This window comes from Vibrio furnissii CIP 102972 (genome assembly GCF_000176175.1).
Taxonomy (GTDB): domain Bacteria; phylum Pseudomonadota; class Gammaproteobacteria; order Enterobacterales; family Vibrionaceae; genus Vibrio; species Vibrio furnissii.
This window is the reverse complement of the sequence record NZ_ACZP01000018.1, coordinates 36,063-62,651: the sequence shown is the minus strand read 5'-3', so window position 1 is coordinate 62,651 and position 26,589 is coordinate 36,063. Positions and strand designations below refer to the sequence as shown.

Below are 26,589 nucleotides of genomic sequence, written 5' to 3'. Positions count from 1 at the left end.
TCTTTGGCAATTCACCACGCCTTGCTTACGCTTTGGCAACCGAAAAATTCGGATTCACCGCCGTCAGTTTGCGGATCAGGTAGTTGAGCAGCACACCGTACATTGGCACGAATAGCCCCAAACTGATGATCAATTTAAAGCTGTAATCCACCAGCGCGATTTCCGTCCAGTGCTGCGCCATAAACGGATCGGGACTTTGATAAAAAGCAATCGCAAAGAACGCGATGGTATCGAGCGCATTCCCAAACAGCGTAGATGCGGTGGGCGCGACCCACCACTGCTTCAATTGGCGCAGGCGGTTAAACACATGCACGTCCATGATTTGGCCGAGCAGATATGCCATAAAGCTTGCAGCCGCAATACGCGCGACGAACAGGTTAAATTCACTCAGCGGCGCCACACCCTGAAATTGACCTTCAAAGAACACCACCGACAACCCATACGACACCAACAGCGCCGGCAACATCACCAAAAAGATGATTTTGCGGGCCATTGGCGCCCCAAAGATACGCACCGTTAGGTCGGTTGCCAGAAAAATAAACGGGAACGTGAAAGCGCCCCACGTGGTGTGGAAGCCAAACACGGTAAATGGAATCTGCACCAGATAGTTGCTCGAGGCAATGATCACCAGGTGAAATAGAACGAGATAGGATAAAGCTTTGCGCTGCTGCGCAGGGGTAAAGTTACTCATTGTGTACCTTTTTAGTTTGTTTTGGGGGCGAGGGAACCCAAATGGAAGCCGCAGCTTCACGCATCAATGTTCGTGTTGACGTCGTTCTGGCTCGCAGCCAGCGTCAAGGGCGGCGATTATACCGTAATCAATTCGCCCTGCAAGTGAGCAAAAAATAGCAAACGTTTTTATCCTCAAATGATTGTGTTTTGCTCCGATCACGCCCACCACGAAACCGATCTCATTCGGTGACCTTTTGCTTGAGAAGATCCAAAGGATCGTGCTAATCTTCGCCTCCATTTTTCTGGCCTAAAATTCATCCTCTGAATGAACAAATGCGGGCCAGTGCTATCTTTTAGGGTGTTGCACGCACATGCGTGAGCACACAATCCCAACCCAAAGTGGAACCGAACAGATGGGCAAAGGTACTCTATACATCGTCTCTGCACCAAGTGGCGCAGGCAAATCGAGCTTGATCGCGGCGCTGTTGGAACGCAATCCAACGTACGCGATGAAAGTGTCCGTTTCGCACACCACGCGCGGCATGCGCCCGGGCGAACAAGACGGCGTGCACTATCACTTCGTTCAGAAGGAACACTTCGAAGACTTGATTGGAAAAGGCGAGTTTTTGGAGTACGCCGAAGTGTTCGGAAACTACTACGGCACATCCCGTGTTTGGATTGAGGACACACTAAATAAAGGTATTGATGTCTTTTTGGACATTGACTGGCAAGGTGCGCGTCAAATCCGCGAACAGATGCCAGCATCGAAAAGCATCTTTATTCTGCCGCCATCCAAAGAAGAGCTGGAGCGTCGTTTAAACACGCGCGGCCAGGATAGCGAAGCAGTAATTGCAAAACGGATGAGTGAAGCGCAGTCAGAAATTTCGCACTACAGCGAATACGACTACGTGATCATCAACGACGATTTCGATGTCGCACTGATGGATTTTAAAGCCATCATGCGTGCAGAAAGATTGAAGCAGGATAAGCAAGCTGCTAAATATAGCAGTATGCTGGCTGCACTTCTGGCGGACTAAGCCCGCCACCATGAAATTGGCCAGCCTGTCGCTAGTATCTCAACGCGTTAGGCTGTATACTTTCTCGTCATTCAACATTTTAGTTAACTATTTGGAGTTCTCATGGCACGCGTAACTGTTCAAGACGCTGTTGAAAAAGTTGGCAACCGTTTCGACCTAGTTCTGATTGCGGCTCGCCGCGCTCGTCAAATGCAAACTGGCGGTAAAGACTCACTGGTGCCGGAAGAGAACGATAAGCCAACGGTTATCGCTCTACGCGAAATCGAAGAAGGTCTTATCACGAAAGATGTGCTAGACGCACGTGAACGCCAAGAGCAGCAAGAGCAAGAAGCAGCAGAATTGGCAGCGGTGAGCAGCATCGTGCACAACCGTTAATTCTGCATCAGGAATTAATCAACACTCGGGCCTGAAATTTGTATCTATTCGATAGCCTCAAAGATGTTGCCCAGGAATATCTCACAGAGCCTCAAATTGAGGCTCTGCGCCAATCTTATGTGGTGGCACGAGATGCCCATGAAGGGCAAACCCGCTCCAGCGGCGAACCTTACATTATCCACCCTGTTGCCGTAGCTCGAATTCTGGCAGAAATGCGTTTGGATTTAGAAACGCTGCAAGCCGCCCTCCTGCATGATGTTATCGAAGATTGTGACGTCACCAAAGAAGACCTCGAAGCTCAGTTTGGCCATGCCGTGGCAGAACTGGTGGACGGCGTTTCGAAGCTCGACAAACTCAAATTCCGCGATCGCAAAGAAGCCCAGGCTGAGAACTTTCGAAAAATGGTCCTGGCCATGGTGCAGGACATTCGCGTCATCCTGATCAAGCTGTCAGACCGGACTCACAACATGCGCACGTTGGGCGCCCTTCGCCCAGACAAAAAACGTCGCATTGCCCGTGAAACACTAGAAATCTACGCCCCGTTGGCACACCGCCTCGGCATTCACAACATCAAAACCGAGCTTGAAGAGCTGGGCTTTGAAGCCCTGTATCCCAACCGTTATCGCGTTCTGAAAGAAGTAGTGAAAGCCGCGCGCGGTAACCGGAAAGAGATGATTCAGCGCATTCATAGTGAAATCGAAGGCCGTTTGCAAGAAGTGGGCTTGCCTGCTCGTGTGGTGGGCCGCGAAAAGAACCTGTTCTCCATCTACAACAAGATGAAAACCAAAGAACAGCGTTTTCACACCATTATGGATATTTACGCGTTCCGCGTGGTGGTCGACACTGCCGATACCTGTTATCGCGTGCTCGGTCAGGTACACAGCCTGTACAAGCCGCGTCCGGGGCGTATGAAAGATTACATCGCCGTCCCCAAAGCCAACGGTTACCAATCCATACACACCTCCATGGTCGGCCCGCACGGCGTGCCGGTGGAAGTGCAGATCCGTACCGAAGACATGGATCAAATGGCAGACAAAGGGGTCGCGGCACACTGGTCTTACAAAGCCAACGGCGATCGCGCTGGCACCACCGCGCAGATTAAAGCGCAGCGCTGGATGCAAAGCCTGCTTGAGCTACAACAAAGCGCCGGTAACTCGTTCGAATTTATTGAAAACGTCAAATCCGATCTGTTCCCAGATGAGATTTACGTCTTCACGCCCAAAGGCCGCATTGTGGAACTGCCTGTCGGCGCCACCGCGGTTGACTTTGCGTATGCGGTGCACACCGATGTGGGCAACACTTGTGTCGGCGCGCGTGTTGATCGCACGCCGTACCCACTGAGCAAACCGCTGAAAAACGGCCAAACCGTTGAAATCATCAGCGCACCGGGCGCTCGCCCGAACGCAGCATGGCTCAACTACGTGGTCACCTCACGTGCGCGCACCAAGATTCGTCAAGTGCTGAAAACCATGCGCCGTGAAGAGTCGATCACCTTAGGCCGCCGTCTGCTCAACCATGCGCTAGGCGACTTGTCTCTGAGTGACATCAGTGAAGACAACATCAAACATGTGCTCAGTGATCTCAAGATCGCGTCTGAAAACGATCTGCTGGCCGCAATTGGTCTGGGTGAGTTGATGAGTATCGTCATCGCACGTCGCCTCCTCGGCGATGCTGACGAACTGACGGAACTGGAAACCAAAGACAGCAAACCGAAGAAGAAACTGCCGATTCGCGGCGCGGAAGGCATTCTGCTGACGTTCGCCAACTGCTGTCATCCAATTCCAGGCGATTCGATCATTGCCCATGTGTCACCGGGCCGAGGTTTGGTGGTCCACCGCGAAACCTGCCCGAACGTGCGCGGTTATCAACGTGAACCGGATAAGTACATGGCCGTGGAATGGAGCCGAGATTACGAGCAAGAGTTCATTGCCGATCTGCGTGTGGACATGCAAAACCGTCAAGGCGCACTCGCTGAGCTGACCAACGTGATCTCCAATACCGGATCGAACATTCATGGCTTGTCGACCGAAGAACGAGATGGTCGCCTCTACACCGTGACGGTCTCGCTGACCACCAAAGATCGCGTTCATCTGGCTGGCATCATGCGTAAAATTCGTGCGATGCCCAATGCGCTGAAAGTCAGGCGCAGAAAGTACTAACTCATACTGTACACTGCCCTTGATAGCCACCTATCAAGGGCTTTTTTATTTTACGAGAGACCCAAATCGTGCCGCCATTTGCCAGCATGTGGGTCCCCCAAGAGTCCTCACCATGAATTTAGATCGTTACGCCCGAATTCAGGAAGTCCTGAAAGCCCGTCAAACCGACTTAACCGTGTGTCTGGAAGAAGTGCACAAACCCAACAATGTCTCCGCCGTGATTCGCACCGCCGATGCCGTCGGCCTGCATAAGATTCACGCCGTGTGGCCAAACGAGCAAATGCGCACCCTCACGCACACCTCAGCGGGCGCGCGCAACTGGGTGGAAGTGGAAACACACAACAGCACGCTGGACGCGATCAAAACCCTGAAAGCGCAAGGCATGCAAGTGCTGGTGACCAACCTGTCAGACGACGCGGTCGACTTTCGTGACATCGACTACACCCAACCTACGGCGATCATCGTGGGCAGTGAAAAAGTCGGCATCTCCAAGCAAGCCTTGGCACTGGCCGACCAAGACATCGTGATTCCCATGGTCGGCATGGTGCAATCGCTCAATGTGTCGGTGGCCAGCGCGTTGATCTTGTATGAAGCGCAGCGACAACGTCAGCAAGCGGGTATGTATGAGCGAGACGAAAGTCCGCTGCCCGCAGACACCATCAACCGCATTCTGTTTGAACGCGGCCATCCGGTGTTGGCGAAAGTCGCCAAACGCAAAAAGCTTGCCTACCCATCATTGGATGACGCAGGTCAGATCGTGGCCGACGAAGCATGGTGGAAGGCGATGCAGAGCGCGTAATTGGCCCTTCGTGCCGATTTCCCCCTGTACAAATAGACAGCTCAGTGTTTGAATAGCAATTTGATGTTTGAATCGTCACGCCGAGTTTACGTCGGGATTTGAGGGGTCACACGTGACCCCATCCATTGGTTATGTGGTTGAATTTATGTCGCAACTTCTTTCAGCAATTCCATTAAGCTCCCTGTCCGGCGTCGGTGCCAAGGTGGCCGAAAAGCTGGAAAAAATTGGCTTGAACAGCGTTCAAGATTTGCTGTTTCACTTGCCGCTGCGCTATGAAGATCGCACGCGCGTCTACCCCATCATCAAACTGCATCCGGGGCTGTGGGCCGCAGTGCAAGGCAAAGTGATGGCGGTCGACACCACCTTTGGTCGCCGTAAAATGCTGACGGTCAAAATCAGCGATGGCAACGGCACGCTCACGCTGCGTTTTTTCAACTTCACCGCGGGCATGAAGAACAACTTCGCCGACGGTAAGTTAGTACACGCTTACGGCGAAATTAAGCGTGGTAATGGTGGGCTGGAAATCATCCACCCGGATTACAAGTTTTTCGCGCCGGCGCAAAACCCCGATGTCGAACCCAACTTGACCCCAGTTTACCCAACCACCGATGGCCTGCGCCAGCTCACGCTGCGTAACCTCACCGATCAAGCGTTGGCACTGCTCGACAAAGCCGCAGTACAAGAGTTACTGCCCTCTGGGCTGTATGACCACCAAATCACCCTCGCTCAAGCGCTGCACACCATTCACCGCCCACCGGCAGACATTGACTTAAGTCTGTTTGACGAAGGCCGTCATCCGGCGCAGATTCGCCTGATCATGGAAGAGCTGCTGGCGCAAAACTTGTCGATGCTCGCGGTGCGCAGCAAAGGTCAGCAAGACGTCGCGCTGCCGCTGCCGGAGACCCATCAGCTCAAACAACAACTGCTGGCACAACTGCCCTTCTCGCCCACCCAAGCGCAAGCGCGTGTGGTGCGTGAAATCGAAGCCGACCTCGCCAAGCCCCACCCGATGATGCGACTGGTGCAAGGCGATGTGGGTTCAGGTAAAACCTTGGTGGCAGCACTGGCGGCCGTGCGCGCACTCGAACACGGTTATCAGGTTGCGCTGATGGCGCCGACCGAACTCTTGGCTGAGCAGCACGCCCTCAACTTTGCCAACTGGTTTGAGCGCATGGGCATTCCCGTTGGTTGGTTAGCTGGGAAACTCAAAGGCAAAGCCAAAGAAGCGGAACTGGCGCGCATCGCCAGTGGCGAAGTCAAAATGGTGGTCGGTACGCATGCGCTGTTTCAAGAGCATGTGGTGTTTGATCACCTGTCGCTGGTCATCATTGATGAGCAGCACCGCTTTGGGGTTCACCAACGTTTAGAACTGCGTGAAAAAGGCGCCAAACAAGGCGCGTACCCACATCAACTGATCATGACTGCCACGCCGATTCCGCGCACCTTGGCCATGACCGCCTATGCCGATTTGGAAACCTCCATCATCGACGAATTACCCCCCGGCCGAACGCCGATTCAAACCGTGGCCATTCCCGACACCAAGCGCGCCGACATCATTGAACGCGTGCGCCATGCGTGCCTGACTGAAGGCAAGCAAGCGTATTGGGTCTGCACCCTGATTGATGAGTCCGAAGTGCTCGAAGCGCAAGCGGCGGCAGACACCGCCGAAGAGCTGCAACGCAAACTGCCAGACCTCAACATTGGTTTGGTGCACGGGCGCATGAAACCGGCCGAAAAGCAGGCCGTGATGCAAGCATTTAAAGACAACCAGCTGCATTTATTGGTCGCCACCACGGTGATTGAAGTCGGGGTGGATGTACCCAACGCCAGCCTGATGATCATCGAAAACCCAGAACGTTTGGGACTGGCGCAGTTGCACCAGTTGCGTGGCCGTGTGGGTCGCGGCTCGGTGGCCAGCCATTGTGTCCTGCTCTACCATGCGCCGCTGTCAAAAACAGCGCAAAAACGCCTCGGTGTCCTGCGCGAGAGCAACGATGGCTTCGTGATTGCGCAGCGCGATTTAGAAATTCGCGGCCCCGGCGAACTGCTGGGCACCAAGCAGACCGGTTTGGCCGATTTCAAAATCGCCGATCTGGTGCGAGACCAACGCCTGATCCCGGAAGTGCAACGCATCGCCCGCCACATTCACGAACAATACCCCGACAATGCGGTCGCAATCATCGATCGCTGGTTGGGTGAACGCGACGTGTACGCCAAAGCCTAAAACGCGCGAGATCGCCTTCGCCGCTTTTCCTCAAGCGGCGTCCTCACGCCTTGCCAATTGACGCCGATCAATCACGGGCCTCAACCTTCTGGCAAACGTTTGCTTTCTTGAGTAAAACCTCTATAATCGCCGCCAAATTTGAGTAAACGCAAACGTTTACCTTGAGAAGAATCCCCATATCCTGAGCCGGACCTGATTAACAGCAATCACAGATAACGTCCGCGTTCCGCTTCCAATGCCCACTCAGCGCATACGAAGTGACATGACACATTAGGAAACTGCCATGACAACCCAAAACACGCGTAAGTCCGATCTGGTTTACCAGCTCAATGACCGTCCGCCACTGCCACAAACGTTTTTTGCCGCTTTGCAGCACCTGCTGGCGATGTTTGTTGCCGTGATCACCCCATCCCTGATCATCTGTCAGTCACTGGGTGTGCCGGCCGATCAGACCAATACCATCATCAGCATGTCGCTGTTTGCCTCCGGTCTGTCTTCATTCATTCAAATTCGCACCATCGGCCCCATTGGCTCCGGTTTGCTGTCGATTCAAGGCACCAGCTTTAATTTCCTTGGCCCCATCATTGGCGCAGGTTTGGCACTGAAAGCCGGTGGCGCAGACATTGCCACCATGATGGCAGCGATTTTTGGCACCATCCTTGTGGCCTCTTTCGCCGAAATTCTGCTCTCGCGCGTCCTGGAATTTGCCCAGCGCATCATCACCCCGCTGGTCTCTGGCATTGTGGTGACGCTGATTGGCTTGACGCTGGTGCAAGTGGGCTTGGTGTCGATGGGTGGCGGCTATGCGGCACTGGGCGACGGCACCTTCGGGAGTCTGGATAAACTGGCACTGGCTGGCACCGTGTTGGGGCTGATCGTGCTACTCAACCGTTCACGCAACCCTTACGTGCGTGTGGCATCCATTGTGATTGCCATGCTGGTCGGTTACATCATGGCGTACCTGATGGGCATGGTCGACACCAGCCAACTGGGCGCCACTGAGATGATTGCCCTGCCGATTCCGATGCAATACGGCCTCGGCTTTGACTGGTCACTGTTTATTCCGCTGGTACTGATTTTCCTTATCACGGCACTGGAAGCGATCGGCGATATCACCGCGACGTCTGAAGTGTCAGGTGAGCCAGTGAAAGGCCCGGTCTACATGAAACGCATTAAAGGCGGCGTGCTGGCAGACGGCATCAACTCCGCGCTGGCAGCGGTGTTCAACAGCTTCCCGAACTCCACCTTCAGCCAGAACAACGGCGTGATCATGCTGACCGGTGTCGCCAGCCGTTACGTCGGTTACTTCATTTCCGGCATGTTGGTCCTGCTGGGCCTGTTCCCGGGTGTGGCGAGCTTTGTTCAGCTGATTCCGGAACCAGTGCTGGGCGGCGCAACCATCGTGATGTTCGGTACCATCGCTGCAGCGGGTGTGCGCATCATTTCTCGCGTCGACCTCGACCGCCGCGCCATTCTGATCATGGCGCTGTCGTTCTCGATGGGCCTGGGCATCGCGCAAAAACCAGAAATCCTGCAATTTATGCCCGACTTCATTAAGAGCATTTTCTCTTCAGGTGTCGCAGCCGGTGGGATCACCGCGATTCTGCTCAACCTGCTGTTGCCAGAAACGCATGTCACACGCGAAGACGCGCAAGACGACGTGAAAGAAGCGTAAGTCATGTGCATGCGCTGCATAAACGATTGAGACGAAAAAAGCTCGCCAGATGGCGAGCTTTTTTGTGGGTGATGTTTGCGATATGGCCCAACGCCAATGATGGCCAACCCGCGTCGGGTGGCCGTACTTTGACACGTCAGGAACGCATCATCTTCGTTCGTATCAACATCATTCGTATCCACGCAATCCGTATCGACGTATCCGTATCAGCGTGTCGGGAAACTGATTTGTGCTTTCAAACCACCCTCGCTGCGATTGTTCACCGCCACCGAGCCGTGATGTTGGCTGATGATGCGCTTCACAATGGCCAGCCCCAATCCCGTGCCTTCACTACCGCGGGCGGTATCGCCCCGAGTAAACGGTTCAAACAGCTTGTTGACCTGCGACGGCTCGATGCCCGGGCCATTGTCTTCCACACACACCCACGCCATTTTTTTATCCACAGTCAGGCCGGTACTCACTTTGACCCAGCCATTGCCGTAACGCAGCGCGTTCACAACCAAGTTGCTCACCGCCCGCTTGATGGCGATCGGATTACCAAAGGCTGGCACAAATTCAGGGTGCAAACTCACGTCGACTTGCACTTCGTAGCCGCCTTCCGAAGTCGCCACATCGTTGGCAATTTCATTGAGGTCGACTTGTTCAAAGCTCTGTTTATTGACCGGTTTGAGGTAGTCCATGAACTGGCTGATGATCTCGTTGCACTCTTCGGTGTCGCTGATAATACCTTCGGCAAGGTAGCTCTCTTCCGGGGACATCATTTCGGTCGCGAGGCGAATGCGGGTCAGCGGCGTGCGTAAATCATGACTGATGCCCGCCATCAACAGCGCGCGGTCGGCCTCCAGCGCTTGAATGCCCTTAGACATCTGATTAAATGCCCGAGTGACCGAGCGAATTTCACTGGCCCCTTTTTCTGGCAGTGGCGGCGGAATTTCCCCGCGCCCCACCGCTTTAGCCGCTTTTTCCAGCGCGATCAACGGCCGGTTCTGTAAACGAATAAACAACCAACCGCCAACCAGAATCAACACCGCCATCACAATGCTATTACGAAACAGCGGCGCAAAGTCCTCTTCCTGCAACTCCGACAGCGGAATGCGCAGCACTTGCCCCGGCAGCAGATCGATCTTCATCCACAGCACGTAACTGTCTGGCCCAACGCCCATGCGCACTTCCGTCGGCGAACCGAGTTCTTGCGACATCTCCTCACTCATCAAATCGATGCTGACCGAATGGTTAAAGCCATCCGCCAGTGGGCTGTTTTCGTTAAAAATACTCACGCCAAGCTGCTCTAACACGCGGCGACGCATCGGGACATCCATCGCCAAGCTGTCATCCGCTGGGGTCAGGGAATCATCGAGCATCAGGCTGATTTCATGGCTGAGGATTTTGTTGAACTGCTGCAAACTCGGCATCAGCGCGTAATTAAACAGCGCGTAATAGGAGTACGCTTGGCTGGCGATCAGCAGGGTGAAAAACAGCAGAATGGTTTGAGTAAATGAGCTGCGAATACGCATGCGACACCTTTTGGGGCAAGGGAAAATTCAGCACCAATATCAGGGCGACACTGGTACTGCAAGGGGCGTCAGATTAGCTGGCGGCTTTGCCATCGGGAACAAACACGTATCCCAGACCCCACACGGTCTGAATGTAACGCGGTTTGCTTGGATCCACTTCCAGCATGCGGCGCAGGCGGGAAATTTGCACGTCAATCGAGCGTTCCATCGCGGAATATTCGCGGCCACGTGCCATGTTCATCAGTTTGTCACGCGACAACGGCTCACGCGCGTTGGTCACTAGGGCTTTGAGCACAGCAAATTCACCCGACGTCAGCGGCATCGCCTCTTCGCCGCGGAACATTTCACGCGTGCCAAGGTTTAAGCGGAATTCACCAAATTCGACCACGGTATCGTCTGCGCTTGGCGCACCCGGGGCTTCAATCACCTGACGGCGCAGCACCGCTTTAATGCGTGCCAGCAGTTCACGTGGGTTAAACGGTTTTGGCAGGTAGTCATCGGCGCCCACTTCTAGGCCGACGATACGATCAATTTCATCGCCTTTAGCGGTCAACATCAGAATCGGAATGGCGTTGTTGGCATTGCGTAGACGACGACAAATCGACAGACCATCTTCCCCCGGTAGCATCAAATCCAGTACCATCAGGTGAAACGTTTCACGGGTTAACAGGGGGTCCATCTGCTCACTGTTTGCGACGCTGCGCACCTGAAAGCCTTGTTCAGATAAATAACGCTCCAGCAATGCACGCAAACGCGCGTCATCGTCGACGACTAAAATTTTGTAGTTTTCTTGCATGTGTCCTGATCCCACTAATTAAGTGACTGCCCCCGAAAAGACGGGGGCGAGTAAAATGTAACACTGTTATGCGCAGTAAGATTCAAAGAATTGTTAATGTTTATTTCCGCTTACGCCGTATGGCAGCTTGCGTGATGCGGCTTGCCGCGCTCGCGATGCACCAATTTGCTTTTATCATAGTCCATCGCAGGGGAACAACTCGTTTCATACCGCACAAAACAAAAAGCCAGCCACATGGGCTGACTTTCTCATTCATGAGCACACTGGCTTACAGGTCACGGACTAAACGCGCGATCGCATCCCAGTCGCCGCGGTCCATCAAGTCGGTGGGCACCATCCACGTTCCGCCACAGGCAACCACGGCCGGAATCGACAAATACTCAGCCACATTGCGCGGATTCACGCCGCCCGTTGGCATAAACTGCACGGGGTACACGGCGCACAGCGCTTTAAGCATCGCCACACCGCCCGACGGCTCTGCCGGGAAGAACTTCACCGTGCGAAGACCCAGTTCCATGGCTTGCTCCACCAAGCTTGGGTTGTTCACGCCCGGAACAATCGCAATGCCCCGTTGCTGACAGTATTTCACCGTGGTGGGGTTCAACCCCGGGCTGACGATGAAATCAGCCCCCGCGCTGATCGCTTGATCCACTTGCTGCGTGGTCAGTACGGTGCCCGCACCAATCAACAGCTCTGGGTAGGCGTCGCGCATCAAGCGAATCGATTCCTGCGCTGCGTCGGTACGAAACGTGACTTCGGCACACGGCAAGCCGTTTTCCACCAGCACTTTCGCCAGCGGCACCGCGTGCGCCGCATCATTGATCGCAATGACCGGGACAATTTTGATGTGTTGCAGTCGTTGTTCAAGCGTCATTCTCAGTCCACCTTATAAAATAAAGCTAAGCAGTGCGACAATCGCAAAGGCAATTGTGCCCAGCAGCGTTTCCATCACTGTCCAAGTTTTCAGTGTGGTCTTCTCATCCATTTCCAGCAGGCGAGACACCAGCCAGAAACCCGAATCGTTGAAGTGTGACAACACCGTCGCACCACCGGCAATCGCAATCACGATAAAGCACAGGTCCAGTTCAGTCAGACCGACCGTCTGTGACACAATCGGCGCCATCAGTGCGGCAGTTGTTGTCAGCGCCACGGTCGCCGAACCTTGCGCCACGCGCAGACAGGTTGAAATCACGAACGCGGCCAAAATCACAGGCATACCGGTGTCGGCCAACACATCCGCCAGTGCTTGGCCGATGCCGCTTGAGCGCAACACGCCACCAAACATCCCACCCGCACCCGTCACCAGAATCACGGCGCAAATCGGAGCCAACGCATCGGTACACAGTTTTTCCAATTTGCCCATGCCGTATTTGCCGGCAAACACGCTCAGACACACCAACAAGGTGATCAGCAACGCAATCGGGGTTTTACCCAGCATTCGCAAGAATTCAATCACCGGTTGCTGGCCATCAATGATGCCTGCCACCGTCAATGTGTTGAGGCCGGTATCCATGAAAATCAGCAGCACAGGCAGCAGTAGGATCAGCAGGACGGTCGAGAACTTCGGCAAATCGGTTTTGTCTTTGAACATCACTTCAGTGTTCAAAAACGCTTTGGAGAGCGGAATGTTGAATTTATTCCCAGCATACAAACCGAACAGGTACGCACCGAAATACCACGTAGGAATCGCGACCAAAATACCGACAATCAGCAGCAGCCCCAAGTCCGCACCAAGCAGATCCGACGCAGCCACCGGGCCTGGATGTGGTGGTACAAACGCGTGCATCACCGCAAACGCACCCGCCGCTGGCAACGCGTATTTGAGCGGTGAACCGCCAAAGCGTTTCGCGACACTAAACAGGATCGGCATCATCACAATCAAGCCAGCATCAAAGAAGATCGGGAAACCGAACATCAAGGACGCCACCCCGAGTGCCAACGGCGCGCGGTGTTCACCAAAGCGGCCAATCAAAGTATCCGCCAGCACTTTCGCCCCGCCGGTCACTTCAAGAATTTTACCAATCATGGCCCCAAGGCCAACCAGCAGCGCCACCGAGGCCAGCGTGCCGCCAAATCCCGACATCATGGTCGGAACAACTTGCTCACTGGGCATGCCCGTGGCGAGTGCAGTACCAAAGCTCACCAACGTCAGTGAGGCAAAGGCATGCACCTTCAATTTCATGATTAAAACAAGCAGCGCTGCGATGGCACAGGCAGCGATCAGCAACAGATAGGTAGGGTCTGGGCTATGTGCTATTGATTCCATTTTGTTCACCTTTATCAAGGATTGGATGTTTGTGTATTGGGTCACAAATCTTTAAGTTACGGGTAACATGTTACCGATAACACCGATAAGATAAAGTCAATTCTTAGAGCAATTTTCGAAATTGAGATCTCGCTCAGATCTCGTGATTAAGGAGTCTGTATGACGGGTAGCAGCATTATCGTTATGGGTGTAAGTGGCTCTGGCAAAAGCACCATTGGTGCCAATATCGCCCAACGTCTCAACGCAAAATTTATCGATGGTGATGACCTACATCCACGCGCCAACATTCAGAAAATGAGCCGCGGTGAACCACTCAATGACGCGGACCGCGCGCCTTGGCTGGAACGCATTCGCGACGCCGCTTTCAGTTTGGAAAACAAAAGCGAGCGTGGTGTGATTGTCTGCTCGGCGCTGAAAAAGTGCTATCGCGACCAAATTCGTGACGGCAACCAGCACGTGACGTTTGTGTTTCTCGATGGCGATAAATCGCTGATTCTAGAACGCATGCGAGCGCGTCAGGGCCATTTCATGAAAACCGACATGCTCGACAGCCAATTCGCCACGCTAGAACGCCCACACGCCGACGAGCGCGATGTGCTCATCATCCCCATCGATTGCAGCATTGACGATGTGGTGACACGCGCCGTCGCCGCCCTGAATCAGTTGGAGGCCGTGGCATGACTCAAACACTCATCGCGCAGGTCACCGAGCGCATTCGTCAACGCAGCGCACCGCTGCGCCAACAGTTTCTCGCCAAAACCGCCGCGCAACTTGCCGCCGGGAAAGGCAAAGCCAGCTTGTCGTGCGGTAACTTGGCGCACGCCATCGCGGCCTCGTGTAGCCACGAAAAGTCGCATATTTTGGATCTCACACGCTCCAATCTGGCGATCATCACCGCATACAACGACATGCTCAGCGCGCATCAGGTGTACAAAACCTACCCAGACCAAATCAAAGCCACGTTGGCACCACTCGGTCACACCGCGCAAGTGGCCGGCGGCGTCCCCGCAATGTGCGATGGCGTGACCCAAGGTCAACCGGGCATGGACATGTCGCTGTTTTCACGCGATTTGATTGCGCAAACCACGGCGCTGTCGCTGAGTCACAATATGTTTGATGGCACATTGCTGCTGGGCATCTGTGACAAAATTGCCCCCGGGCAGCTGATGGGCGCCCTCGCCTATGCACATTTGCCGACCGCGTTTATTCCGGCCGGCCCCATGGCCACCGGGATCAGCAACGAAGAAAAAGTGGATGTGCGCCAGAAATACACCGCCGGTCAAGTGGGACGCGACGCACTGCTGGACATGGAATGCAGTTCATATCACTCACCGGGCACCTGCACCTTTTATGGCACAGCCAACACCAACCAATTGGTGTTTGAAGCCATGGGCTTGATGCTACCGGGTTCAGCATTCGTGCCACCGCACTGCGCGCTGCGTCATGCCTTGACCGATTACGCCGCTCAAGCGATTGCTGCGCAAGCACCGGGCACGCCGGGCTATCGTCCGCTCAGCGACGTGGTGACCGAAGAGAGCTTGGTCAATGGCGTGGTCGCCTTGCTGGCTTCTGGGGGCAGCACCAACCACACCATTCACATGGTGGCGGTGGCGCGCGCTGCGGGGCTGATTTTAACGTGGCAAGACATCAGCGACTTGTCCGATGTCGTCCCGTTGCTGGTCAACGTTTATCCGAACGGCACCGCCGACATCAACGCGTTTGAAGCCGCCGGCGGCGTCCCAATGCTGATGACGCGCCTCAATGAGCGCGGCCTGCTGCATCAGAATGTGACCCCTGCCATCGGCAGTTTTGAACAGCAACTGCAACGTCCCCAACTGCAAGATGGCCAACTGCAGTGGCATACATGCCACGACACGCTCAACCCGAGCGTGATTGCGCCGCAAGGCGAAGCGTTTCAAACCAGTGGCGGCATTAAAGTGCTGCAAGGCAACTTGGGACAAAGCGTGATCAAGATTTCGGCGGTCAAAGCGCAGCATCACGTGATTGAAGCGCCAGCGAAAGTGTTCGAGTCACAGCACGATGTCGAAGCGGCTTATCATCGCGGCGAACTCAATCAGGATTGTGTGGTGGTGGTGCGTTACAGCGGCCCGGCAGCCAACGGTATGCCGGAGCTGCACAAACTGATGCCCATTCTGGGCAACGTGCAAAAAGCGGGCTATCACGTGGCGCTGGTCACCGACGGCCGTTTATCGGGCGCATCGGGTAAGATTCCCGCGGCGATTCATGTCTCTCCAGAAGCCTTGCGCGGCGGTGCGATTGGCCTGCTACAAGATGGCGATCGTCTTCGTCTCGATGCCACCCACGGTCAACTGACCTGCTTAACGGATTTGACGGGCCGCACCGCGACCTTGCCCGATAGCGAAGCCACGCAACACAGTTGGGGCCGAGAGTTGTTTGCTCAGGCGCGCCATCTGGTGACGGCGGCGGATCAAGGTGCGACGTTTTTGTTCGACGCGCAGTAAAGTCAGGATTACAGGCTGTCGCCTTCGGTGAGGCGATAGCCGAGATCAAACACTTTCTGCTCGACCACGTCACCGGCGAGTGCAGCCAGCAGCAGCTCTGCACTCTTCTTCCCAATGTCATAACGCGGCGTTTCCACACTGGTCAGTTTGGGAATGATCGCCTGACCGATATCCAGCGCGTTGTAACCCACCACGCCAATTTGCTCGGGCACCGCAATGCCTTTGTGCGCGCAGTACATCATGGCACCAATCGCCACGTCATCGTTGGTACAAAAAATGGCATCCAGTTGCGGCTCGTCTCGCAGGGCTTTTTCCAGCAGCGCCCCCCCAAGCGTAAAGCTCGAATGCTCACCCGTGGAGACTTGCAGCGGGGTGAGCCCCGCATCGTACATCGCGCGCTCATAACCTTTCATCCGCAAACGGGTTCGCGTATCGAGACGCGCGCCCAAATACACGATGTGTGTTTTGCCGCGTGCAATCATAGTCTGCACCACCTCGTACGAGGTTTGCTCGTGATCGAGCCCAACCGCCATGTCGATCGGTCGCTCGGGGATTTCCATGGTTTCCACCACCGGAATGCCTGCGGAGTTGAGCATCTGCAAGGTGCGATCCGTGTGATTGGTTTCGGTGAGAATCAACCCATCCACACGATACGACAGCAGCGCCGCGATCTTCTCTTCTTCTTCTTTGGCACTGTAGCCGGTGTGCGCGATCAGCGTGTCGTAACCGGCCGCTTTGGTCACCGCTTCAATGCCTTGCACCAAGTGAGCAAACACTTGGTTCGAGAGCGAAGGCAGAATGATGCCAATTGCGCGGCTGGATGATTTGGACAAAATCGCCGGCACGCGGTTCTGAATGTAGCCGAGCTCTTCAATCACTGCCGCGATTTTTTCCTGGGTCTTTTGGGCCACAGAATTGGGGTCACGCAAATAGCGCGAAACGGTCATCTTGGTGATGCCCACTTGGTCGGCAATGTCTTGTAATGTCGGTCTGGTTTTTCGCTGCATAGTTATCCTAATCGGTGCGGCCGGAGCCGCCCTGTCACGACTTCGCTGTCGGCGGGCTATGATAAAACAAGGCCGTAACTGAAACTACGCCAACTTTTCACAAAAGCGCGCCAACTGAGCGATCGCATGCGCATTTACGCATTTTTTTCGTATTCGATGCGGTTGATGAACCACTCTTTTTCGCCGCTGGGTGTGCGAACCACAAATTCGTCATCGACCTCTTTTTTCAGCAGCGCCCGCGCCATCGGCGAGTCGATAGAGATATACTCTTTCACGTCATCGCCGTAGATCTCTTCGGGGCCGACGATGCGAAATCGCTTCACGTCGCCCGCGCTGTTTTCAATCTCAACCCAAGCGCCAAAGAACACTTTGCCTTCCTGCTGCGGCGAATAATCGACGATTTTCAGCTCTGGAAGCAGCTTGCGCAGAAAACGCACTCGGCGGTCGATTTGACGCAGCAGGCGCTTGTTAAAGGTGTAGTCAGCATTCTCGGAACGATCGCCAAGGCTGGCTGCCCAGGTGACGATTTTGGTCACTTCCGGACGGCGTTCATGCCACAAATAGTCGTGCTCTTTTTTGAGTTTCTCATACCCTTCACGGGTGATCAGTTTGGTCTTCATTTACACCTAAATACTCTATCAATCATCAAGTTAACCCTAAAATCACATCATTTTAGGTTGTTTTAGTGCCATAAAAAACACTGTTTTAATAACATAGTAAGATTGTGAATCACTAGCGAGTCTCAATATTATGTCCACTCACGATGCAAAACTCCAAATTCTCTCCAGCGGCAAAGAGCTGCTGGTCTTGATTGCTATGCTGCTGCTTGCACCGCTTGCGCTGTATGTTGATCTCACCCTGCTGCACAATGACATCGGTGAAATCTCGGTCACTGAAATTTCCCAAGAAGCGCTGATTGCCTTTGCGGCCCTGATGTTCGCGCTTGCCGCCAAGCGCACGCCACAAGCCCGCGGTTTCTATCTGCTGGCGGCCGGCTTCTTCAGCTGTGTGCTGATCCGCGAACTCGACCAACTATTTGATGTAGTTTACCACGGCTTCTGGCTGATCCCGGCGCTGCTGGTCGCGATGGCAAGTATCGGCTATACCGTGCTCTATTGCAGTGACTCCGTGTGGGTGCCCATGGCTGCCTTTACAAAGCAAAGAGAGTATGTGTATATGATCGGCGGATTGCTGATGGTGCTGGTCTTTAGCCGTGTGTTCGGGAGCGGACGCCTGCTGTGGGAACACATCATGGGCCAAGAGTATAATTTTGTATTCAAAAGCGCCTTGCAGGAAGGTCTCGAACTGCTGGGCTATACGTGGATGAGTTACGCGGCCTACTACCACTGTTGGCGTCGCCAAACTCAGACCGACGAAATTCAATCTTCTCTGACAAGGCTGATAGACGTTTAAAATAGACTCTGGAGCCCCCACTTCAGAGATTCTGTTGTAAAAAGTGATATCAACCATGAGCTTAGCTATCTGTCAATCGATTGCCAAAGAGCTGAACGTTCGCTCAGAGCAAGTCATCGCCGCCGTCAAACTGATTGACGACGGCAACACCGTGCCATTCATTGCCCGTTACCGTAAAGAGGTCACCGGCGGTCTAGACGACACTCAATTGCGGACGCTGGACAGCCGCCTCGCGTATTTGCGCGAAATGGACGACCGCCGCCAAACCATTCTGAAATCGATTCAGGATCAGGGAAAACTGACTCCTGAGCTGGAACAAGCAATTCAAGATGCCGACAGCAAAACCCGCCTAGAAGATCTATATCTGCCGTACAAACCCAAACGTCGCACCAAAGGTCAAATCGCGATTGAAGCAGGCCTAGAGCCGCTGGCCGATCAACTGTGGACGCAGCCGGAAACTGATCCAGAACGCGAAGCCGCACGTTACATCGCCGCCGACAAAGGCATCGACGACACCAAAGCCGCCCTCGACGGCGCACGCGCCATCGTGATGGAACGCATCGCTGAAGATGCGAACCTGCTGGAAAAAATCCGTCAGCACCTGACACGCAACGCCGAAATCGTCTCGCGCGTCGTAGAAGGAAAAGAACGGGACGGCGAGAAATTCAAAGATTATTTCGACCACCACGAACCCATCAGCAAAGTGCCGTCGCACCGCGCGTTGGCAATGCTGCGTGGCCGCAACGAAGGCTTCCTGACCCTGACGCTCAACGCCGATCCTGAATTGGAAGAGACCGCACGTCAGTCCTACTGTGAAACCCTGATTGCCGAGCATTACGGCATTCACCTCAGCCAAGCGGCAGCCGATGCTTGGCGCAAGCAGGTGATCAGTTGGTCATGGCGCATCAAAGTGTCGATGCACATGGAAACCGAACTGATGGGCGCGATGAAAGAGCGTGCTGAAATCGACGCCATCGACGTGTTCGCCACCAACCTGAAAGATTTGCTGATGGCGGCGCCGGCAGGCCCGCGTGCCACCCTTGGCCTCGACCCCGGCCTGCGCACCGGCTGTAAAGTCGCCGTGGTGGATGCCACGGGTAAAGTGCTGGCAACCGACACCATCTACCCGCACCAACCGCACAATCAATATGACCGCGCGATGGCAAGCGTGGCGGCGCTGGTGAAGCAATACCATGTCGATCTGATTGCGATCGGAAACGGCACCGCCTCGCGTGAAACCGACGCGTTTACCGCCGACCTCATCAAGCGTGGCAACCTCAACGTGCAAAAAGTTATCGTGAGTGAAGCGGGCGCCTCGGTGTACTCGGCGTCTGAGTTGGCAGCCAACGAATTCCCTCATCTGGATGTGTCACTGCGCGGCGCAGTCTCCATCGCCCGCCGCCTGCAAGACCCATTGGCAGAGCTGGTGAAAATCGATCCGAAATCCATCGGTGTGGGCCAATATCAACATGACGTGAGCCAATCAATGCTCGCCAAACGACTCGATGCCGTGGTGGAAGACTGTGTGAACGCCGTGGGTGTGGATGTCAACACCGCCTCTCCGGCGCTGCTCACGCGTGTCGCAGGTCTGTCGAGCACGCTGGCACAAAACATCGTCGACTACCGCGATGAGAACGGTCGCTTTGATTCACGCAGCGCGCTGAAAAAAGTCGCACGTTTGGGGCCCAAAGCGTTTGAACAGTGTGCCGGCTTCCTGCGCATCATGGGTGGTAAAAACCCGCTCGATGCCTCTGCGGTGCACCCGGAAGCGTACCCTGTGGTGAAAAACATCGCCGAGAAAAACCAAAAAGCGATCCAAGCGCTGATTGGGAACAGCGAGTTTCTGCGCAACCTGCGCGCGGTCGATTACACCGACGAACACTTTGGGGTGCCGACCGTGAGCGACATCATCAAAGAGCTCGACAAGCCGGGCCGTGACCCGCGTCCTGAGTTCAAAACCGCGACCTTCGCCGAAGGCGTGAATGAAGTGTCGGATCTCGAAATCGGCATGGTGCTGGAAGGTGTGGTGTCGAACGTCGCCAACTTTGGCGCGTTTGTCGACATCGGCGTGCATCAGGACGGTTTGGTGCACATCTCTGCGCTGACCGATCGTTTTGTTTCCGATCCTCGCGACGTGGTCAAAGCGGGCGACATCGTGAAAGTCAAAGTGATGGAAGTCGACGTGCAGCGCAAACGCATCGCGCTGTCTATGCGTTTGAACGATGAACCGGGTCAGGAAAGCCGCCCGGCGCGCAGCAGCCAGCCGCGTCAAGAGCGCGCACCGCGTCGTCGTGATGAACCCACCAACGCCGGGGGTGCCATGAGTGGCGCCTTTGCGGCGGCCTTTGCCAAAGCGAAGAAATAAGCGCCATTGCGCTGAAAAAGAAAATCCCCAACGGCGTACGCTGCTGGGGATTTTTTTGTGCGTGTCTCATCGCAAGCGATGACTACAAGACCGCAATCACTTCTGAGGGCGTATTGGGCGCCACGGCATGGCCGTAATGGAATTTGATCACGGTGCGCCGCTTGGCCATTTTGCCTTCAGTTATCGCAGCATCAATCACGCGTTTCGGCAACCGAAACCGCATTGCATAACCTTTGCCCTGCGCGTTGCTATAGGTCGACAAAGCCAGCAGGTCGAATAATCGCTCCAACTCACTTTTCGGCTCGTCATACGGGCGTACCGTGGTCTCGGCCTCCTGATCCAGCTCATAGCCGGGGTGTTCAGACGGATCCCAAGACGACTGCTTGCGCCGTTTGTCGTCGCCTTTGACCTTACGCTCAGCATTGGGTTTGGTCAGCTCTACCGTCGGCATCACAGGTTCACGGACTCGGTTGTCACGCGCAGCCTGCTCTGTCGGCACGTTAACTGATGGGGCGATAAGTGGCACGCTGACATTTGTCGGTGACACGATCATAGCCGAAACCTCCTCAGTATCGCCCGGCCCGGTCGGCGCGTTCACGCGTCTGGGTTAGCTTATTTATCGACCAATCACCGCAAACGTTTAGCGTTATTTCAATGCCATCGTCGCTTTTGCGCCAAAATTTACATTTCTCTGCTAAACGCCACCAGTTGCTGACAAAACGCTTCGAGTTCGGTCATAAACGGCGCATGGGATGATTCGGTAAAAATGTACTGCTGACTGTGCGGCACCACGTGGGCCAGATCGTGCGCCACTTTGACTGGCACCAACCCATCCAAACGGCCATACAAACGCAGCAGCGGCATCGACAAATGCGGCAGTTGGTCACGCAGGTCGACTTCGGCCAGCATGTGCAACCCCGCCAGCAAAGACTGCGGATTCGGGCTCGGACGCGATAACACCGCATGCTTGAGGGTTTTCACATCTTGGCGTGCCGAGGGGCTGCCCATCGCTTGCAGCGCCATAAAGCGTTCGATCGTAGCTTGGAAATCGTCCACCAGCTGATCGGTAAACGCACCCAGCACCTGAGGCTGAATACCGCGCCAAGGGCGTTCGGCGGCAAATTTCGGAGACGAGGCCACCGTGACCAATTTGGCCACGTACTCGCGATGATGCAGCGCCATGTGCGTGGCCACTAACCCGCCGAGCGACCAACCGACCCAAATCGCTTGCTTGGGCGCATGCTCCAACAAGCGCTGCGCAATGGCGTCGAGCGAGTCTGCGTGTTGCTCGGCGCTGTGTCCGTAGCCCGGCAAATCGACCACATGCACGCGAAAATGCGCGGCCAGCGCGTCTGCCGTTTGTTGCCATACCGCGCCGTTCATGCCCCAACCGTGCACCAACACCAGATCCGGGCCACTGCCGGTGACCTGCCAATACAACGCCGCTGCCATCGTCACATGCTCTCCTACTTATTCCATGCACACTGTGCCTTGGCCTGTCGCGATGATAGCGACACGCCTTGTCAATTTGGTCTGCTATGTTAACCAATCGCTTTCAAAAAAACATGTTTTCCTGGTTGGCACCCGCCTGCCAACTGTGCGGCCTAGCGCTACACGCGCCGACCAAACCCAGGCTGTGTACGGCATGTCTGGCGTGGTATGCCCCCACACCGCGCTGCGCTCGCTGCGGCCTGCCGTGTGAAAGTGCCACCGCGCAGTGCGGCCAGTGCCTGAGCACACCGCCGCCGTGGCATCAGCTGGTCTGCGTGGGCGATTACCGCTTTCCTCTCAGCCACAGCGTGCATCAGCTCAAGTATCAGCGCCAGTTTTGGCAAGCACGGCCCCTGGCTGCATTGCTCGCGCCCAGAATCACCACGCCTGCGCCGCTGCTCACGTGCGTGCCGTTGCATTGGCGTCGCCAACTGCGGCGCGGCTTCAATCAAAGTGATGTGTTGGCACGTCAGCTCGCCCAGCATTTGGGCTGCGAGTATGACCCGCAGCTGTTTTCTCGCCCGCACGCCACGGTGCCACAACACGGCTTGGACAAAGCGCAGCGGCGACGCAACCTCAATCGTGCCTTTGTGTTAAACCACGTGCCGTGCCAGCAACACGTGGCGATTGTCGACGATGTCGTCACCACCGGCAGCACCGTACGGCAATTATGCAATTTACTACTTGAAGTGGGCGTCAAAAGCCTCGATATTTACTGTATCTGCCGCACTCCTGAACCAAGCGACTAGCCCAAGCACACCACCCTGTGCACAAAAAAGGGCTGGATCCTCGGCTCGACAGGAGTAGAATGGTGACTAAATAGCCTACAATTTTACTCAGGTATTCGTCGTGTCAAATCCTATTACTATTACAGAATCTGCCCAGTCTCACTTTGCTAAGCTGCTTGCTCAGCAACCAGACGGTACTAACATTCGTGTGTTCGTGGTTAACCCGGGCACTCAAAATGCGGAATGTGGCGTGTCGTACTGCCCACCTGAGGCTGTGGAAGCTACCGATACAGAAATCACATACAGCGATTTTTCTGCGTATGTGGATGAGCTGAGCCTGCCATTTTTGGAAGAAGCCGTGATCGACTTCGTGACAGATAAAATGGGCTCACAACTGACGCTGAAAGCCCCGAACGCCAAAATGCGTAAAGTGGCTGACGATGCGCCACTGATGGAGCGCGTGGAATACGCGATTCAAACTCAAGTGAACCCACAGCTGGCAGGCCACGGTGGTCACGTCCAACTGCTAGAAATCTCAGACGACGGCGTAGCACTGGTTCAGTTCGGCGGCGGTTGTAACGGCTGTTCGATGGTCGACGTCACGCTCAAAGAAGGCATTGAGAAAGAGCTGCTGGCGCAGTTCGAAGGTGAGCTGACCGCGGTGCGCGATTCTACCGAACACGATCGAGGCGAGCACTCTTACTACTGAGTCCCCAACCGAAGAAAGCTGATGCGTGCATCAGCTTTTTTTATTTTCTGCGCCTGTACGCAGGGTTGCAGATAAAGAGTAATATGTTCACTCATCCGTTTTTCTCATATAGTAGGAAAACATTTGAATGCGAAGGAGTTAACGTATGCCATCTAAATCATTACCGGAGATTTTGGCCCGTAATACGGTTGCCAAATCGAGACTATTTGCCATCGAGGCGCTCGACCTCCGTTTTTCGAATGGTGAGCAACGTACCTACGAACGCATGAAGCCCAGTGGCCGCAACGCCGTGATGATGGTGCCCATCACCGAGAACGGCGATCTCCTGCTGGTGCGCGAATACGCCGCAGGCACTGAAAACTATGAACTGGGGTTTCCCAAAGGGCTGATTGACCCGGGCGAATCGGCGCAAGAAGCCGCTGTGCGCGAACTCAAAGAAGAGATCGGGTTTGGCGCGCACTCGCTGACACCGCTGAAAGATGTGGTGTTGGCGCCATCGTATTTTTCCAGCCGCATGACCCTCTTCATCGCTCAGGATCTATACTCAGAACAATTGGAAGGCGATGAGCCTGAGCCGCTGGAACTCGTGCGCTGGCCTCTCGCTCAAGCCGAAGAGTTGCTGACTCACTTAGATTTTAGCGAAGCTCGCAGCATCACTGCACTATTGCTCGCGCTGCGCCACTTGCAATCCTGACCCGCAGCGCCAAAGGAAAGAGTATGCCTACCGCCAAAGATCTGTCTCACTTATTGCCCGATGTGATTAGCATCGCGCGTTCCGCTGGGCAATTGATCCTCGAGATTTACGAGAAAAAATCCTACGAAGCGTTCACCAAAAGCGACGAAACCCCCGTCACCAGCGCCGATTTAGCGGCGCACAAACTGGTGGTCGAACGCCTGAGTGAACTGACACCGGACATTCCGGTGCTGTCTGAAGAAGCCGCCAACATCAGCCTCACCACGCGTGAAACGTGGCAACGCTACTGGCTGGTGGACCCGCTCGATGGCACACAAGAATTCATTGCCCGCAGCGGCGATTTCGCCACCATTATCGCGTTGGTTGAGAATAACCGTCCGGTGATGGGCGTGGTGTACGGCCCGGTCTCCGGCGTCACGTACTACGCGTATAGCGGCAAAGGAGCGTGGAAGATTCCGGACATGTCGGAAAGCCTGCGTATTGAAACCCACACGCATGAGCTGCCGGGGCAGTCGATTGCAATTGCTATCAGCCGCCGTCAGGACATCAACCGCATCACCAGTCGTTTAAGCAGCCAGTGGAACTATGAGTTGGTGCCACTCGGCTCGGCAGCGCTCAAAGCGTGTCTGGTCGCCGAAGGCGCCGTGGACTGCTACTTGCGCCTGGGGCCAACGGGCGAATGGGACACCGCAGCGACACAATGCATCGTCGAAGAAGCGGGCGGTCGCATTCTCAGCACGCAGTTAGAACCGTTGTCCTACAATGAGCGGGATACGCTGGAAAATCCGAACTTTATTGTGCTGGGCGATGCCAACTTGCCGTGGGATCAGATTCTCAAGGTGAAAGATTAACGAGCAAAAAGGGCGAGATGAACTCGCCCTTTTGTTTGTACGGTTATATTGTTTGCACGGTTATAACTGCCCTTGGCGGGAAAACTGAAAGCGGCCTTGACCATCGGGACGCGGCAGGTACTTCAACTGCTCCGCCATCGCGGCGGGGAACTCGGCCCCCGGCTTAAACCAAGCTTGCGCATTAAATCGGCGTTTGGCATTCAACTCTGCGCTGAATTCGCTACTGACCTGCGCGCTCTGCTGGCCCCCTTTCACCGTCACCACGTTATTGTCACACGTGACATCGGCCATCACCGGCCCCATGCTGAGATCCCCTAACGGAGACCCCATCATGCTTTGCGCCCACACCAAGGTGCCGCTGGCCGCACCGCACCACGGCGCCGCGTATTGGTAATCACGCACGGTCAGTTCCACTTGGCCCTGCGCGCTGATTGGCAGCGGTAACGCAAGCGTCTGCATCAGGGTCGCCGCCGGGGCCGAGAGCACCACATCCTCGGCAAACGGCCCAGACATGCCGTAACCGATCACGCCTTTGCCGCGCACATCCAAATCGCTTCCGCGACCAAAACGCACCGCCACCTTTGCTTTCGCGCTCAGCAATGACGACCACTGCAACTGCCAGCTCAACGCACCAAGCTGATTACGTTGCCAACGCACCTGAGTCGCGCTGCCCTGCCACCAACGGCCCTGCACACCTTGCAGTTCCAGCCCTGCAGGCAGCGGAACCGCTTTGATCACCACCGCGGCAGGCAAATGCACAATGGCACTCGCCACAAAGACCACCACAAATAGGGCGACAAAGCTTAATCCTTGTTTCATGACGTGCCCCGTTTTAATTGCAGCCGTTTAACCTCAACCACACCGGACACTTTGCCGCGGTCGAGATCCATATATTCAACATCCACACCCTGTTTCTCTTTGAGGTACGCAATCCACGCCACCAATTGAGAAAACGGCAGCGGCTGAACCCATACTTGCATCATGTCACCGCGAGGCTGAACTCGAATCAACTCAATGTTGAACTGACGCGTGGAGTTGGTGATCACCTGATTGAGTGTTTGCGACGTGCGCGCCACACCGCCTTGCCCCCGCAACGCCACGATGTCATCCGCCGTGGATTGAACCCATTGCAGTAACTGCTGCTCAGATACGATGCGTGCTTTGGCCGCGTCACTGCGCTGTTGCAGCGGCTGGAGAATGCCCCAGTATAAAATCCCTAGGAATAACAGGCCGCCACACATCAGCACCAAACGCTGTTCGCGTTGGCTGATGCCACTCCACCAAGTCTGTAGCGATGCTTGAAGTGGGCCGAGTAAATTCTTCATGTTCTG

At 55.1% G+C, this 26,589-nt stretch carries 25 protein-coding genes; 14 read left to right on the top strand and 11 right to left on the bottom strand.

From position 1 onward, the window contains the following. Positions 1-25: 25 nt before the first annotated feature. The gene (locus VFA_RS19065) at positions 26-691 is read right to left on the bottom strand and encodes a 7-cyano-7-deazaguanine/7-aminomethyl-7-deazaguanine transporter (protein ID WP_004728490.1); all 666 of its coding nucleotides are present in this window, start codon (positions 689-691) and stop codon (positions 26-28) included. A gap of 394 nt (positions 692-1,085) precedes the next feature. On the opposite strand from VFA_RS19065, the gene gmk reads away from it, so the two are divergent. The 6 genes from gmk (at position 1,086) to VFA_RS19035 (ending at position 8,941) form a co-directional block, all read left to right on the top strand. Continuing rightward, on the top strand, positions 1,086-1,709 hold the full coding sequence (gene gmk / locus VFA_RS19060; RefSeq protein WP_014204297.1) for a guanylate kinase: 624 nt from the start codon (positions 1,086-1,088) through the stop codon (positions 1,707-1,709). A 102-nt stretch (positions 1,710-1,811) separates the two neighbouring features. After that, entirely contained in the window at positions 1,812-2,084 is a 273-nt protein-coding gene (gene rpoZ / locus VFA_RS19055; protein ID WP_004728487.1) for a DNA-directed RNA polymerase subunit omega, read from the top strand. 38 nt (positions 2,085-2,122) lie between these two features. Continuing rightward, positions 2,123-4,243 carry a bifunctional GTP diphosphokinase/guanosine-3',5'-bis pyrophosphate 3'-pyrophosphohydrolase gene (gene spoT / locus VFA_RS19050; protein ID WP_004728486.1) on the top strand — a complete coding sequence of 707 codons (2,121 nt, stop codon included), beginning with the start codon at positions 2,123-2,125 and terminating at the stop codon, positions 4,241-4,243. 112 nt (positions 4,244-4,355) lie between these two features. Then, a complete protein-coding gene (trmH, locus tag VFA_RS19045) occupies positions 4,356-5,042 on the top strand; it encodes a tRNA (guanosine(18)-2'-O)-methyltransferase TrmH (RefSeq protein ID WP_004728485.1) in 687 nt (228 codons plus the stop codon). A 145-nt stretch (positions 5,043-5,187) separates the two neighbouring features. Next, on the top strand, positions 5,188-7,266 hold the full coding sequence (gene recG, locus VFA_RS19040) for an ATP-dependent DNA helicase RecG (protein WP_038152632.1): 2,079 nt from the start codon (positions 5,188-5,190) through the stop codon (positions 7,264-7,266). Between the two features lie 283 nt (positions 7,267-7,549). Then, the gene (locus VFA_RS19035) at positions 7,550-8,941 is read left to right on the top strand and encodes a uracil-xanthine permease family protein (RefSeq protein ID WP_004728483.1); all 1,392 of its coding nucleotides are present in this window, start codon (positions 7,550-7,552) and stop codon (positions 8,939-8,941) included. Positions 8,942-9,147: 206 nt separating this feature from the next. On the opposite strand, the gene envZ is transcribed toward VFA_RS19035, so the two are convergent. The 4 genes from envZ to VFA_RS19015 form a co-directional block, all read right to left on the bottom strand. Then, entirely contained in the window at positions 9,148-10,455 is a 1,308-nt protein-coding gene (gene envZ / locus VFA_RS19030; protein ID WP_004728482.1) for a two-component system sensor histidine kinase EnvZ, read from the bottom strand. A 73-nt stretch (positions 10,456-10,528) separates the two neighbouring features. Beyond that, on the bottom strand, positions 10,529-11,251 hold the full coding sequence (ompR, locus tag VFA_RS19025) for an osmolarity response regulator transcription factor OmpR (protein WP_004728481.1): 723 nt from the start codon (positions 11,249-11,251) through the stop codon (positions 10,529-10,531). A 268-nt stretch (positions 11,252-11,519) separates the two neighbouring features. Then, positions 11,520-12,125: a bifunctional 4-hydroxy-2-oxoglutarate aldolase/2-dehydro-3-deoxy-phosphogluconate aldolase gene (locus VFA_RS19020; protein WP_004728480.1), complete on the bottom strand. Its 606-nt coding sequence runs from the start codon at positions 12,123-12,125 to the stop codon at positions 11,520-11,522. 12 nt (positions 12,126-12,137) lie between these two features. Next, complete coding sequence (locus VFA_RS19015) at positions 12,138-13,517, bottom strand: GntP family permease (RefSeq protein ID WP_004728479.1); 1,380 nt, start codon at positions 13,515-13,517, stop codon at positions 12,138-12,140. Positions 13,518-13,676: 159 nt separating this feature from the next. On the opposite strand from VFA_RS19015, the gene VFA_RS19010 reads away from it, so the two are divergent. Further along, positions 13,677-14,198, top strand: a complete 522-nt coding sequence (locus VFA_RS19010; RefSeq protein WP_004728478.1) for a gluconokinase — start codon at positions 13,677-13,679, stop codon at positions 14,196-14,198. Further along, positions 14,195-16,000 carry a phosphogluconate dehydratase gene (edd, locus tag VFA_RS19005; RefSeq protein ID WP_004728477.1) on the top strand — a complete coding sequence of 602 codons (1,806 nt, stop codon included), beginning with the start codon at positions 14,195-14,197 and terminating at the stop codon, positions 15,998-16,000. Before VFA_RS19010 ends, edd begins: the two co-directional genes overlap by 4 nt. Positions 16,001-16,008: 8 nt before the next feature. Here edd and VFA_RS19000 read toward each other — a convergent pair whose 3' ends face one another. Beyond that, positions 16,009-17,007 (bottom strand): substrate-binding domain-containing protein, encoded by a 999-nt coding sequence (locus VFA_RS19000; protein WP_004728476.1) that lies wholly within the window; start codon positions 17,005-17,007, stop codon positions 16,009-16,011. A 134-nt stretch (positions 17,008-17,141) separates the two neighbouring features. Beyond that, positions 17,142-17,627 (bottom strand): transcription elongation factor GreB, encoded by a 486-nt coding sequence (gene greB / locus VFA_RS18995; RefSeq protein ID WP_004728475.1) that lies wholly within the window; start codon positions 17,625-17,627, stop codon positions 17,142-17,144. A 130-nt stretch (positions 17,628-17,757) separates the two neighbouring features. Between greB and VFA_RS18990 the strand changes: the two genes are divergently transcribed. After that, the gene (locus tag VFA_RS18990) at positions 17,758-18,420 is read left to right on the top strand and encodes a hypothetical protein (RefSeq protein WP_004728474.1); all 663 of its coding nucleotides are present in this window, start codon (positions 17,758-17,760) and stop codon (positions 18,418-18,420) included. A 55-nt stretch (positions 18,421-18,475) separates the two neighbouring features. Next, positions 18,476-20,785, top strand: a complete 2,310-nt coding sequence (locus tag VFA_RS18985) for a Tex family protein (RefSeq protein ID WP_004728472.1) — start codon at positions 18,476-18,478, stop codon at positions 20,783-20,785. A gap of 82 nt (positions 20,786-20,867) precedes the next feature. Here VFA_RS18985 and VFA_RS18980 read toward each other — a convergent pair whose 3' ends face one another. Next, entirely contained in the window at positions 20,868-21,338 is a 471-nt protein-coding gene (locus tag VFA_RS18980) for a hypothetical protein (protein ID WP_004728470.1), read from the bottom strand. 128 nt (positions 21,339-21,466) lie between these two features. Beyond that, positions 21,467-22,237 carry a pimeloyl-ACP methyl ester esterase BioH gene (bioH, locus tag VFA_RS18975; RefSeq protein WP_004728468.1) on the bottom strand — a complete coding sequence of 257 codons (771 nt, stop codon included), beginning with the start codon at positions 22,235-22,237 and terminating at the stop codon, positions 21,467-21,469. A 113-nt stretch (positions 22,238-22,350) separates the two neighbouring features. Here bioH and VFA_RS18970 point away from each other — a divergent pair, with 113 nt between their 5' ends. The 4 genes from VFA_RS18970 (at position 22,351) to cysQ (ending at position 25,258) form a co-directional block, all read left to right on the top strand. Then, positions 22,351-23,025: a phosphoribosyltransferase family protein gene (locus VFA_RS18970; RefSeq protein ID WP_232281756.1), complete on the top strand. Its 675-nt coding sequence runs from the start codon at positions 22,351-22,353 to the stop codon at positions 23,023-23,025. A 100-nt stretch (positions 23,026-23,125) separates the two neighbouring features. Next, entirely contained in the window at positions 23,126-23,713 is a 588-nt protein-coding gene (nfuA, locus tag VFA_RS18965) for a Fe-S biogenesis protein NfuA (RefSeq protein ID WP_038152592.1), read from the top strand. Positions 23,714-23,858: 145 nt separating this feature from the next. Next, positions 23,859-24,407 (top strand): ADP compounds hydrolase NudE, encoded by a 549-nt coding sequence (gene nudE / locus VFA_RS18960; protein ID WP_004728462.1) that lies wholly within the window; start codon positions 23,859-23,861, stop codon positions 24,405-24,407. A 23-nt stretch (positions 24,408-24,430) separates the two neighbouring features. After that, entirely contained in the window at positions 24,431-25,258 is an 828-nt protein-coding gene (gene cysQ / locus VFA_RS18955) for a 3'(2'),5'-bisphosphate nucleotidase CysQ (protein ID WP_004728460.1), read from the top strand. A 60-nt stretch (positions 25,259-25,318) separates the two neighbouring features. On the opposite strand, the gene VFA_RS18950 is transcribed toward cysQ, so the two are convergent. Then, positions 25,319-26,077 carry a type II secretion system protein N gene (locus VFA_RS18950; protein ID WP_004728459.1) on the bottom strand — a complete coding sequence of 253 codons (759 nt, stop codon included), beginning with the start codon at positions 26,075-26,077 and terminating at the stop codon, positions 25,319-25,321. Continuing rightward, positions 26,074-26,583 carry a type II secretion system protein M gene (locus tag VFA_RS18945; RefSeq protein WP_004728457.1) on the bottom strand — a complete coding sequence of 170 codons (510 nt, stop codon included), beginning with the start codon at positions 26,581-26,583 and terminating at the stop codon, positions 26,074-26,076. Before VFA_RS18945 ends, VFA_RS18950 begins: the two co-directional genes overlap by 4 nt. Positions 26,584-26,589 lie beyond the last annotated feature (6 nt).